At 53.7% G+C, this 12,343-nt stretch carries 11 protein-coding genes; 6 read left to right on the top strand and 5 right to left on the bottom strand.

Translation table 11 applies throughout. The annotated features are described in order from the left end of the window. Nucleotides 1-192: 192 nt before the first annotated feature. Nucleotides 193-852 (bottom strand): epoxyqueuosine reductase QueH, encoded by a 660-nt coding sequence (locus ACT3RT_RS06610; protein ID WP_353501686.1) that lies wholly within the window; start codon nucleotides 850-852, stop codon nucleotides 193-195. Between the two features lie 211 nt (nucleotides 853-1,063). On the opposite strand from ACT3RT_RS06610, the gene ACT3RT_RS06605 reads away from it, so the two are divergent. The 6 genes from ACT3RT_RS06605 to dsrB all read left to right on the top strand — a co-directional run bounded on the left by ACT3RT_RS06605 (nucleotide 1,064) and on the right by dsrB (nucleotide 5,880). Next, nucleotides 1,064-2,074 (top strand): AI-2E family transporter, encoded by a 1,011-nt coding sequence (locus tag ACT3RT_RS06605; protein ID WP_353501687.1) that lies wholly within the window; start codon nucleotides 1,064-1,066, stop codon nucleotides 2,072-2,074. Nucleotides 2,075-2,308: 234 nt separating this feature from the next. Continuing rightward, on the top strand, nucleotides 2,309-3,367 hold the full coding sequence (locus tag ACT3RT_RS06600; RefSeq protein WP_353501688.1) for an NAD(P)-dependent alcohol dehydrogenase: 1,059 nt from the start codon (nucleotides 2,309-2,311) through the stop codon (nucleotides 3,365-3,367). Between the two features lie 201 nt (nucleotides 3,368-3,568). Then, nucleotides 3,569-3,913 carry a hypothetical protein gene (locus ACT3RT_RS06595; protein WP_034789488.1) on the top strand — a complete coding sequence of 115 codons (345 nt, stop codon included), beginning with the start codon at nucleotides 3,569-3,571 and terminating at the stop codon, nucleotides 3,911-3,913. 181 nt (nucleotides 3,914-4,094) lie between these two features. Next, on the top strand, nucleotides 4,095-5,009 hold the full coding sequence (locus ACT3RT_RS06590) for an ion transporter (RefSeq protein WP_353501690.1): 915 nt from the start codon (nucleotides 4,095-4,097) through the stop codon (nucleotides 5,007-5,009). 259 nt (nucleotides 5,010-5,268) lie between these two features. Then, complete coding sequence (gene cspE, locus ACT3RT_RS06585; protein ID WP_034789491.1) at nucleotides 5,269-5,478, top strand: transcription antiterminator/RNA stability regulator CspE; 210 nt, start codon at nucleotides 5,269-5,271, stop codon at nucleotides 5,476-5,478. Between the two features lie 201 nt (nucleotides 5,479-5,679). Beyond that, nucleotides 5,680-5,880, top strand: a complete 201-nt coding sequence (gene dsrB / locus ACT3RT_RS06580; RefSeq protein WP_353501691.1) for a protein DsrB — start codon at nucleotides 5,680-5,682, stop codon at nucleotides 5,878-5,880. An 88-nt stretch (nucleotides 5,881-5,968) separates the two neighbouring features. Here the strand turns inward: dsrB and ACT3RT_RS06575 are convergent, their stop codons facing one another. From ACT3RT_RS06575 to ACT3RT_RS06560, 4 genes are all read right to left on the bottom strand, one after another. Beyond that, on the bottom strand, nucleotides 5,969-7,678 hold the full coding sequence (locus ACT3RT_RS06575) for a methyl-accepting chemotaxis protein (protein ID WP_496202700.1): 1,710 nt from the start codon (nucleotides 7,676-7,678) through the stop codon (nucleotides 5,969-5,971). Nucleotides 7,679-7,944: 266 nt separating this feature from the next. Beyond that, complete coding sequence (locus tag ACT3RT_RS06570; RefSeq protein WP_496202699.1) at nucleotides 7,945-9,135, bottom strand: glycoside hydrolase family 88 protein; 1,191 nt, start codon at nucleotides 9,133-9,135, stop codon at nucleotides 7,945-7,947. A gap of 29 nt (nucleotides 9,136-9,164) precedes the next feature. After that, nucleotides 9,165-10,457, bottom strand: coding sequence for an oligosaccharide MFS transporter (locus ACT3RT_RS06565; protein ID WP_496202698.1), 1,293 nt, complete (start codon nucleotides 10,455-10,457; stop codon nucleotides 9,165-9,167). Nucleotides 10,458-10,480: 23 nt separating this feature from the next. Beyond that, a complete protein-coding gene (locus ACT3RT_RS06560) occupies nucleotides 10,481-12,316 on the bottom strand; it encodes a DUF2264 domain-containing protein (RefSeq protein ID WP_496202697.1) in 1,836 nt (611 codons plus the stop codon). Nucleotides 12,317-12,343: the final 27 nt, after the last annotated feature.

Below are 12,343 nucleotides of genomic sequence, written 5' to 3'. Positions count from 1 at the left end.
GCGCAAGACTGTGAATTGATAAGTGGCAGGACAAGAGGGAGGAAAATAAGCGAGTCTAAGATAAAGCTCAGGCTAATTAACTGGGTGTTTTATTTAGCATGGAATATTGTGCGGGGCGAGAAGTTTAGATTAGTGAATTAACCCCGCGAGACAGGTTGCGGGGTTAATGAACAATAAGGCGATGGTTAAGGCTTATTCGTCGTCTTCGTCGCCGTAATATTTTACGCCGAGCTTAATCAGGTCGCGGCCTTGAGCCTTGCGGTGCAAATTGCTGTCGCGCAGCGAGTAAACGCAGCCGCAATACTCTTGCTGGTAGAAGCGTTCGCGCTTGCTGATTTCAATCATGCGCGCCGAACCGCCTTTCTTGCGCCAGTTATAGTCCCAATAGACCATGCCCGGATAAGGCGCCGCCGCACGGTCGCCGCAGCCGTTAATCTGTTTCATGTCTTTCCAGCGGGAAATACCCAGCGAGCTGGAGATGGCGCTGAAACCGTGTTCATAAGCGTACAGCGCGGTGCGCTCGAAACGCATATCAAAACACATAGTGCAGCGAATGCCGCGTTCAGGCTCGTTTTCCATACCGCGCGCGCGTTCAAACCAATTGTCAGTGTCGTAATCGGCATCAATAAACGGAATACCGTGCTGTTCGGCAAAGCGCATATTTTCTTCTTTGCGCAGGGTATATTCTTTTTGCGGATGAATATTTGGGTTGTAGAAGAAAATGGTGTATTCAATGCCCGAGGCTTGAATCGCTTCCATGACCTCGCCGGAGCAGGGTGCGCAACAGGAGTGAAGCAGTAATTTATCATGCCCGTTAGGCAGGGACAGTTTTTCTCGGATCAGTTCGGACATCTTCTTCGCCTGTTACTAAGATTTTCTTTATCAAAATAGAATCATCATGATGGTTGATGCCTATGATAAAAGACAGTGCGCCACTGTCAAAAATTTCTTATTGATCTCCTGAATGACAACTTGGGCAATAATCAACAATGTTATGCTAACGACCGGGATGTTGGCCGAGCACGGCGCAATGCCCAGCAATTGAATGTTAAGGACGCAGACAATGCAGTTAATGAAATCGCACCATATCCGCTGGCTGAGTTTATTTATCGTGATGGGGGGGCTACTGTTGGTGCTGCCTCTGCACCTGTTGGCATGCTTTATCGCCGGATTCGTGGTGTTCGAGCTGGTTAATGGATTAACACCGCATTTCCAAAAAATCATCAGTGGCGATCGCGCCCGCTGGCTGGTGGTGGCGCTCATCAGCACCGTAGTAGTGAGCGTGCTGATTCTGGCGATTGCCGGGATTATCGACTTCCTGATGGATGATATTAAGAACCCGGTGGCCTTCAACGCCATGGTTTCTCGCTTGCTGAGTGACGCACAGGGGCGCATTTCGCCAGTCATGTTGCACTATCTGCCCGCCAATATTGAAGAGCTACAGCGCCAGTTCCTGCAATGGGTGCGCGAACACGTCGCCATGATTCAAACCGTGGGGAAAAACGCGGCCCACGCCTTTGTCACCATGCTGATTGGTATGATTCTGGGCGCGATTATCTCTTTGCAGCGCCCAGACAAAGAGAGTCAGGATGCCCCGCTGAAAAACGAACTGTTGCAGCGCGTGCGCCTGCTGGCTCAGGCATTTCGTAATGTAGTTTTTGCCCAGTTCCAAATCTCACTGATTAACACCGTGCTCTCCGGCGTGTTTCTGTTCGGCATTCTGCCGCTGTTTGGTATTCACCTGCCGTTGGCCAAAACGCTGGTGGCTTTTACCTTCATCTGCGGGCTGCTGCCGGTGATTGGCAATCTGATCTCCAATACGGTGATCTTCATTGTCGGCCTCTCCCTGTCACTGTGGGTAGGCGTCGGGGTGCTGGCGTACCTGATTGTCATTCATAAGGTGGAGTACTTCCTCAATGCGCGGATTGTCGGCACGCGCATTAACGCCAAGTCGTGGGAAGTGCTGCTGGCGATGCTTATCTTCGAATCAGCCTTCGGATTGCCGGGCGTGGTGGCCGCGCCGATTTACTACGCCTATCTGAAAAGCGAATTGAAACAAGCTGAGCTGATTTAACCTTTACCCTAGGTTCCCTTCTTGAAGTAAAACTCGTCATATTTCCCCCGGAGGTGCGGTGTTAATGCCGCACCTCTTGGGATACCGCGTCAAAAATCCTGAGAAAAACAGATTCGGGCAAGTAATCGCGAGGATCGTTATACGAAATCCCACTTGCCAAGGGGCATACTTAATATCGTTAGCGCAGGTTGCGCTGGCATTTATGTCTAACGATAACCCCTCAGGAGAGAACTCATGACACTTAACGTCCGAGGTTTTGCTGCTACGTCAGCCACTGCGCCATTGGCACCCCATAATTTTGAGCGCCGCTCGCCGCGCGATACTGACGTAGTTATCGACATTATGTACTGCGGCGTCTGCCACTCAGACATCCACCAGGCGCGTAATGAATGGCACCAGAGCATCTATCCGCTGGTTCCAGGACACGAAATCATTGGCCGCATCACTCAGGTTGGCGCCAAAGTGAAAGGCTTCAGCGTCGGTGATACTGTCGGCGTGGGCTGTATGGTCGATTCTTGTCAGCACTGTGATTCCTGCGCCGAGAGCCTGGAACAGTACTGTGAAGAAGGCGCAACCATGACCTACAACAGCTACGATCGTCATGACAACATGATGACCTACGGCGGTTATTCAGAGCAGATCGTCGTCTCTGAAAAGTTTGTGCTGCGCGTGTCTGAAAAGCTGGATATTAAATCTGCAGCGCCACTGCTGTGTGCCGGTATCACCACCTATTCCCCGCTGCGTCACTGGAAAGTCGGCAAAGGCCATAAAGTGGCGGTTGTCGGTCTGGGCGGTTTGGGCCACATGGGGCTGAAATTTGCTAAAGCGCTGGGCGCCGACGTCACGCTGTTCACCCGTTCCGCCGGTAAAGAGCAGGAAGCTTACCGTCTGGGTGCTGACCACGTGGTGATTTCTACGGATGAAAAGCAGATGGACGCGGTGAAAAACCACTTCGACTTCATCCTTGATACCGTGCCAAACCAGCATGATCTCAACCCGTACCTGAACACGCTGAAACGCGACGGTACCCATATTCTGGTCGGCCTGATCGAGCCAATCGAGCCTGCAATCCACAGTGGCAAGCTGGTGGGCGGGCGTAAAACCGTCGCGGGTTCACTGATTGGCGGTATCGCTGAAACTCAGGAAATGTTGGATTTCTGCGCCGAGCACAACATTGGTTGTGACGTCGAGATGATCGATATGCAGGACATTAACGGTGCCTATGAGCGTATGCTGAAAAGCGACGTGAAATACCGTTTCGTGGTGGATATGGCGTCTCTTAAAAACGCCTAATCTTCGGCGATTTGCCTGATAGTCGTCTAGCTCATGCGCCTGCAAACTTCGATTTGTGGGCGTTTTTTTATGGTCATTCTGAGCAAAAAGGGACGGGATGAAATCATTGCGTGCTGAAATTTCATCTTTCACCACTTCGCTGACTTCTCGCTTTGTGACGGCGGTGGTATTCTTCGGCTTTCGCCGAGCGAAGGAAAATCAGTGGCAAAGAATTTTGATGAATTAATCAGAGATATTGATCTGATGATTGAACACGTGGACGGTCTGAAAAACCTTCCACCGCGCGCAAAAATTGTAGATGCAGTGCCCGCTGATAAGCCTGCCTACGACTCTTTTTGTGAAATCTATGCGCTAAAAGCGGTGATGCGGGCCTTTATTTCCTCGGTCGATACCATCGTAAAAGTTCAGATTGCTAAAAAAGTCGAACAGGATATTGGCCATCTGGAAAATACCGTGCGTTCCATTGGCGGCGGTAACGCCGATCCTGAGGACCTGGCGCAAATTACCGCCTATGTGCGCCATGCCGTATCGGAATTAATGGACTAATCAGGTTAGGGTCTGAAGACAGAACCTAGCCTGAAAACAAAAACGTCGTTTATCTATTGGGATAACCGGCGTTTTTTTATGTTTGAATTTGGCTAAATAAGCCGGGCAGGGCGCGAGAATAGGTTTTCTAGCCAGAAAATAGCTATTCTTGAGCCATTATCTTCTCAGGATGAGCATTGTTATGGCACATCGGTTTCGTTCTATCGCGTTGCTGCGCAGGCGCTGCTACCAGCTGCTGTTTGATAACTATACGCGCAGCGGGCGGCGCATGGAGGCGTTCTGGGTTCTGACCGCCATTCTCAGCGTGATTGCGCTGTTTTTTGAATCCAGCGCGCACACTCTTTTCCCCCATACGCCCAACATCATGCAGTTCTTCGGTCTGATCGAGCTGGGCTTTACCGCGATTTTTACCGTGGAATATGTGTTGCGCATTTTTGCCACTCCGAGCAAAGAGCGCTACCCGCTGAGCTTCTTCGGGCTGGTGGATCTGTTGACCATTCTGCCACTCTATATCCTCTGGCTATTCCCGTCGCTGGTGAGTACCGGCGATATGGTGGTGCTGATTCGCCTGCTGCGAATATTGCGCGTGCTGAGGGTGCTCAAGCTGCTGCGCTATATGAATGAGGCGGGTGTGCTGTGGCGCAGTTTGATGCGCGCGCGACATAAGCTGACCCTATTCTTCGGCTTCGTGGCGATCATTCTCTGCCTGTTCGGCGGGTTAATGTTTGCTATAGAAGGAGGGCGCGACGGCTTCACCTCGCTGGGGACCTCGGTCTACTGGGCGGTGGTGACCCTGACCACGGTAGGGTATGGCGATATTACGCCGCACACGCCGCTCGGACGGGTACTGGCTTCCGTTTTGATTTTGCTGGGCTATTCGATAATCGCGGTACCTACGGGGATCTTGACGGCCTATATGTCGCAAGAACTGCAAAAAGGGCGTGAGCAGCGTTCTTGCCGCCACTGTCATCACATCGGCCATGAATTAGATGCACGTTTTTGCGACCATTGTGGCACCCGATTGCCGGCGCTTAGATCTCAACTTATTGATAAAAAACCAAATAATCGTACGCTTAACGAGCGCATTGATGATTAATGCGCCATTTTCGTTACTTTAGGCAGGTTATTAGATAAAAAGAGTTGCTATTAGGAGGCAGTCATGAGTAAATACGTTCCGGCCTGTGGTACAGACCTATTTATGCACGACATCCTGAGTAAAGTGGTTCAAATTTAAAGCGTTATCCTCGATAACCCTGATCTGACGAATTTCCTTCTTAGTGCCTCCATAAGTAACGACTGAAATCCGGCTATAACATGCCCATGGTGGCTAAATTTATTTTTTAAAGGTAATTCCTATGTCTATGATGAAAGGTCAGGTTAAGTGGTTTAACGAGTCTAAAGGCTTTGGCTTCATCACTCCTGCTGATGGCAGCAAAGATGTGTTCGTACACTTCTCTGCAATCCAGGATCAAGGTTTCAAGACCCTGGCTGAAGGCCAGAATGTACAGTTCTCTATCGAGAACGGTGCTAAAGGTCCGTCTGCGGCTAACGTTACCGCTATCTAATCTCGCTTTTGCGCTGTTTACAGCACATTAACGAAGATTACAAAAACCCGCATATGCGGGTTTTTTTACGTCTGGATTTCGCCAAAGCCTTTATCTAATGCACGGTATTTCTCGCTAAACGCTTTGCCAAAGTCTAAGCCGCATGCCTTTTAAGGCGCACTGTACTACAATCAACAACATGGATAATAACGGGGTAACTCGATGAAAGTTAACGATCTGGTGACAGTTAAGACCGACGGCGGCCCGCGCCGTGAAGGCAAGGTTCTGGAAATTGAAGAGTTTTACGAAGGCGTGATGTATCTGGTTTCTCTGGAAGATTACCCGGCCGGGATCTGGTTCTTCAACGAAGTCGACAGCAAAGACGGCACCTTCGTTGAGCCTCGCGTGGCCAGCAGAGACTAACCGCTTTGGCTTTTCGCTAAAACTAAAAAACACCGGAGCAGGAGACTGCATCCGGTGTTTTTGTTTATGGGGCTAACAGCACTGGAGGTTAGAAGGTTTCCCAGTTCTGGTTATCGGTCGCCAGTTTGTTCTCTTTCAGTGGCTCAACTAATGCCAACGTCGGGCGGCGGGGCGCAGTGGTGATTACTTTGCTATCAAGGCGGAACACCGCGACGGCCTGCGTCAGGCGCTCTGCCTGCTCCTCCAGCGATGCCGCCGCCGCAGAGGCTTGCTGCACCAGTGAAGCATTCTGCTGGGTGACGCCGTCCATCTCCGATACCGCCTGACTTACCTGACTGATGCCCCGGCTCTGTTCATCTGACGCCGAGGCGATTTCGTCCATAATGTCGGTCACATGGCTGACGGCAGTGACGATTTCATACATGGTGTCGCCCGCGTCGCCGACCAGCAGGCTGCCTTCGCCCACGTGATCTACCGACTCTTCAATCAACTGTTCAATCTCTTTAGCGGCCTGCGCGCTGCGCTGCGCCAGATTTCTCACTTCACTTGCCACCACCGCAAAGCCGCGACCCTGCTCACCGGCCCGGGCAGCCTCTACTGCAGCGTTAAGCGCCAGAATGTTGGTTTGGAAAGCAATGCTATTGATAACGTTAGTGATCTCGGCAATTTTGGTCGAACTGCGCGAGATGTTTTCCATAGTGCTCACCACGCTGGCGACGATATCTCCGCCTTTCTGCGCTTTCTCGGAGGCGTCGGCGGCCAGTTTGCTGGCGTGATGGGCGTTTTCCGAATTGAGTTTTACCGTGGCGGTGAGCTGTTCCATGCTGGCGGCGGTCTGCTCCAAGGCTGCGGCCTGCTGCTCGGTGCGCGAGGAGAGGTCAGTGTTGCCGCTGGCAATCTCGGTGGAGCCTTGGTAAATCGAGGTCGCACCTTCGCGCACGGTCAGCACGGTACTGGCGAGTGAACTCTGCATATGGTCAACGTTAGTGCTCAGCACGCCAATCTCATTGCGACCCGCGATGTCGGAAGGCTGGGTGAGATCTCCCTGCGCGATGTGCTGAATGCGATTCACCAGACGGTTAATCGGCGTGATGATCACTTTGCGCATAATGAAATAGGTGATAACCGTCAGCAGCAGCGCCAGAGCAAAGGCGCCTGCCATCAGGGCGTAACCCAGCTTGGCGTCGGCGTGGGCACGCTGGTTAATCTGATTGGCGGTATCGGTGCGATAAGTAATGGCTGCCAGCAGCGGCGCGTTGTTGGCCTGATCCAGCCCGCGCAGGGTTTCGGCTTCCTGCGAAATGACTTCTTCAAAATGGGACTGGCGGGCAGACTCTAGCATCGGCGCCATGCCTTGCTTGAGATAATTGTCATATGACTTTTTCAGCGGCTCGTCGAGAGCATGGTCAGTCTCGGTTTGATGCGGACGGTCGATGTACTGCTTGAAGGCATCTTGCGACTGCTTAATGCGCTTTTGCGCCTCAGTAATGTTCTTCTCAAAGGTATCCTGATCGCTGACGCGCGCGGCGGCGGCGGCCTGAATCAACAGCAAACGCGCGGTGCGCAGATGGTTTGAACTGTTGGAAAGGGCCAGGCGAATCTGTAGCTCCTGCGTGGCGTTTTCCAACGCATCGTTACTCTGCTTGAGGAAGAAACTCGACGTACCGATGGAGAGGGCAAACAGAATGAGGATCCCGGCGAGAATGGTGCTGATCAAGGTGATCAGGCGAATATTGCTGATAAAAGAGGTGGCTGGCTTCTCGGTTGCACCGGGAATGGCCGTGGTAAAGGTGTCCATATTATTCCGCTCTGTTAGTCCTGCATGTGCGACAACTCTGGGCGCATAGGGTACAGGCCACGCACGCGAGGTTTTCTTTGCACACTTCAACAATCAGGGGTTGCCAGCGGGCTAACCCTGCCGTGACGAAAAACGCCATCTATAGTCATCGGCATTTGGCGGAGGAGGTTGAATTTATAAGTGAGATCCGGCTCGCATTTTTGTCATAAGAGCGGGGACTGTCAGAAGTCAGGCGGCCGCAGCCGCCTTGAGGTATTGCGCAGAGTTTACCAGTAGGGTTTCCAGCACTGCGTCAGGCGTACCAGCGCCTCGACATAGAAGTAGTCACCCCAGCTAGAGCACTGATCCACCCCTTTGCCGCTCGCCATGTGGTAGACGGAATGCTTGAGCAAGCCGTCGCAATCTTCGTCATCGGCCGCCAGATAATTGGCGGTCAGCGACGCCATGATGCGCAGCGCCATCTCCTCATAGTAGGCGCGTGTTTCATCCGTGGCGGGCAGCGCTTGGGTCAAGTCCAGCAGGCCGCACACGGCGATGGCGGCGGCCGAGCTGTCGCGCGGCTGGTCGGTGCCGAGCAGGGCCAGATCCCAGTGGCAGACGTCATCTTCCGGCAGGCGATTGAGGAAGTAGTGAGCCAGTCGCCGCGATAACTCCACCATCTCCTTGTCGCCGGTATAGCGGTAACTGAGCAGGAAGCCGTAAATCCCCCAAGCCTGCCCGCGCGACCAGCATGAATCGTCGGCATAGCCTTGGTGAGTATTGCCAAAGCGCGGCTCGCCGGTCACCGTATCCATATAGTAGGTGTGGAAGGTCGAGGCGTCCGGCCTGACAATATAGTTGGCAGCCTGCTGAGCATGGCGGCGCGCGGCCTCGGCGTAGCGCGGTTCCCCGGTTTGCTCGCTGGCCCAATAGAGCAGCGGCAGGTTCATATTGCAGTCAATGATCATCCGGCCAGCCTGTTCCGGGTCGCGTAAATCGCCCCATGCCTGAATAATTCCCGACTGCGGGTTAAAGCGTTCCATGAGGGCATCCGCCGCCAGCAGGGCGAAGCCTCGCGCCTCGCGATTGCCAGTGAGTCGCCACGCGCTGACGCAGGAGAGGGTATAGAGGAAGCCCAAGTCGTGAGTGGCGGTGTCGATGCGATTAGCAATTCTGTTGCCGAAGGAGTGGATGTGCTGCTCCGCCGCCAGCCGGTATTTCTCCTCGTCGGTCATCTCCCACGCCAGCCACAGCTGTCCGCTCCAGAAGCTGGTGGTCCACTCGACATTTTCGGTTAACGCAAAATGGTTGTTTTCACAGGTTTCAGCCGGGAATTTCCCCTCGAATTTGACCCTGTTGCGGTCGATTTTCTTTAGCACCCGCTGGCGGGCTTCTGCCAACTGCTGGCGAAGAGCAATTTTGTCCAATTGGTTTAGCTCAACCGGCAGCAGCTTCTCTTTGGTTATGGTCACGGTCATTATTTCTCCCTTAGCAATCGAGTCGCAAATTAGTGTTTTACGGGGGTTAAAGGCGCGGCGGCGTTAACCTCTGGGGGCGTCGGGGCCTGAACCACGCCATTACGGCGGCTGTGGCAGGCTGACAGGGTAAAGGCGGAAATCAGGGTGAAGCACAGCGCGATGCCACCCATGATCAGGTAGGTATGGGCAAAGCCGATGCGGTCATAGAAGTAGCCAGCGGGCGGGGCGACCACAATGGAGCCGACATAAATCATCGCCTGATAGCCCAGCAGGTACATGGTGGCATTGACGCGTTTATGGAAATGCTCGGCGATATATTTGAAAACCGACACCAGAATCAGGGCAATTTCGAGACCATAGAAGGGTTTGATGATCGAGATAATCAGCGGGTCATTGGTCAACCCAGAGGCAATCAGCCGCACGCCGACCACCACCCCAACCAGCAACAAGCCCTTTTTAGCACCGAAATAGTTCACCAAGAAAGGGATCACCATCATCATCAGGAACTCGGTGCCAGACTGCACGGTGCTGAGGTACCCGTACATGGCGTTGCCTTGCTCTTTGGTCGGGAAGAAGGTGACGAAGTAGCGCGAAAACTGCTGTTCGGCGACAAACATCACCCAGGCGACACCGGCGACGTACAGGGAAAACATCCAGAATTTGCGATCCTTCAGCAGCAGAATGACATCGCTAAAAACGATTTTGTCTTGCGAAATCACATTGTTATTGCGCATTTCGGCTTCGCCAATTTTTAGCGACAGCAGCACGCCGAGCATCAGCAGCGAACTCAGGCTACTCAGACTGAAGTTCCACGCCGGAGAGAGGTTAAACAGCAGGCCGGAAAACGACGCCGCCACCGCCCAGCCGAGCGAGCCCCACATGCGAATCTGCCCGAACTCCATGCTGTACAGGCGGCTAAAGCGATCGGCATAGGATTCCGATGCCGCGACGCCCGCGTACCAGCCCAGGCTTAAATAGAGCGCGCCGATAATAATGCCGGTCATTAAATGGGTTTCCAGCAGGGGCTGGTAAACATAAATAAAGAAGGGGGCCATCATGGCGGAGACGATCACCACGAAATAAAGCAGGCTTTTACTCATGCCTATTTTATCCATGATATAGCCATAGACCGGTTTCATGACCACGGCGAAAACGCCGTTAATCGCAAATACCGCGCCGATATCCATACTGTCTAATCCGGCCTTTTGTCCCAGCCATAACGCATATAAGCCGAAGCTGGAAGACCAGGTGAAGAAATAGAGGAAGATGAAACTGCTCATTTTATAATAAGCAGACTTACTGGCTGTTTTTATTGTTTTCATACTGACTCCTGACAACCGAATAATTAAAGGATGACGGTCCAGTGACGGCCCTGATAGTGGATCTCTATCTCGCTTTCACCGCGAATAACGCGGGGTAAGATTTTTGGCATAGCTGATACATCGGCAGAGGCGAACACGGCGGACATCAGCCAGTGCGAGCCGGGGGAAAGGGAGGTTTTGAGCAGCGGTATAGCCGCGGTTTCGGCGAACATAATGCTGCTATTGGGCGGCGTTACCACGCTCGCCGCCTCGCGCGGGGTAGCCTCGCCGACGTCGGCGATGTGGCTGTAGCCATTACAGGCGACGATCCGGCTTGATGAGGTATTTACACCTAACTGTACCTGCGTCTGGCGGTCATGGATCACCGCGAAGCCGCCTTCGACTGCGTCGAGTGCGCGGGCGCTGGTCAGATGGTGCAAACGCAGATGGCCCTCGCCGCAGGGGAACAGCCAGCTTTTCACTTCCACGTCGTGCCAGGGTTTCCAGCGCGAATAAATCACCTCTGGGCGCGTCACTGCCTCTTCGCAGCCACGGCGTCCACGGTAGTAGCCATCACCTTCTGACAGCACCAGCATGGAGTCGCAGCCCGCGTGATTAAGGCCAAAGCGGCCGCGGTCGAGGGTGAAACCAAACTGGCTGGAGTAGGCAAACTTGGTGTATTTCGCCTCGGTATTGACGAAGTTATTCAACTCCAGCTGGCCTGACGTCAGCATCACCACGTGCCGTTGCGCCGCGTCGCGCAGCAATATTTGATTGGCGTGAGGAATGCCGTGCGGGCTGTTGAGCTGAGGCAAAGGCAGCTCTTGCGCCTGCCAGAAAGCATGGTTCTCGGGCAATGCCAGCACCAGAAACAGCTTGCAGGCCCAGTAAGGAGAGCCGGGCGCGTTGTAATCCTCGGCCATCACCAGATTCGGCGTGTGATAGCCAATGCTTAGCACGCCGTCGCGGTCAAAAATCGGCTGTTTCAACCAGCTGCGCAGGTGGCGCAGGACAATGCCTTTAATGACGCCGGGGGAGTAAACCTCCAGCCCGCTAAAGGCGGCGGCGCTCCAGAAGGCGGCTTCGGCGAAGCGATAGGTCATGCTGCGGCCAAAGGGCACGGCGGCCCCTTCGGCGGAAAACAGGCTGATGAAATCCCCGGCGAACTGCTGCGCGCGCTGGCGCAATTGGGCACAACGTTGGGCATCGACATCCGCCATATAGTTGGCGTACAGCAGGCCGTAGTAGTGAAATGCCATCGACACATAGTAGTCGCGCGGGCGATCCGGCCCGTCGGAATACCAGCCGTCGCCGAGGTAATAGGCCTCCATCAGCGAGAAACGGGCCTCGACCGCCTCGCGGTCCCACGGCAAACCGGCCTGCTTGCAGCCCATCTGCACCATGATGGGGAAGTAATTCCAGTTGTTATTAGGGATGGTGGCGTCTTTGCCTTGGTTAAGCCAGTCAATCAGGTTGTGCTGCTCGGCGTCACTGAAATAGGCCAGCAACCTTTTATCTAGCAGCGCCAGGCCGACGCCAAAAGCCGCCATTTCCACACAGCGCTGGTCAAAGTCGTGAATATCGCCCCAATACTCGGCATGCTCGGGGTTGGTGCCGTTGCGGATCGCCGTGAGGTAAAACGACAGGTTTTCACACTCATCGCCATTAGCGAGTAGGGGGAAAATGCCCCACAGCATGCGCGACAGGGCTTCCATCTTCGCTATCTTTTTACCGTAATGGGTGGTGGAGTGGCCGAGGTCAATGCCGCTTTTGCCTTCTTCGGTATAGGGCGCGACGGCAGACAGCATATCGCCCAGCAGATCTTTCACCTGTTGGCGAGTGCGTAGCGGGTAATCACTCTTGATTTTCACCTGATTCATTCGATATTCCTTCTCCCGAAAGGGCTG

The sequence above is a fragment of the Ewingella sp. AOP9-I1-14 genome (assembly GCF_052375995.1).
In the GTDB taxonomy this organism is placed as follows: Bacteria; Pseudomonadota; Gammaproteobacteria; order Enterobacterales; family Enterobacteriaceae; genus Ewingella; species Ewingella allii.
Note: the sequence above shows the minus strand (reverse complement) of the source record. Positions and strands in the feature narration are given on the sequence as shown.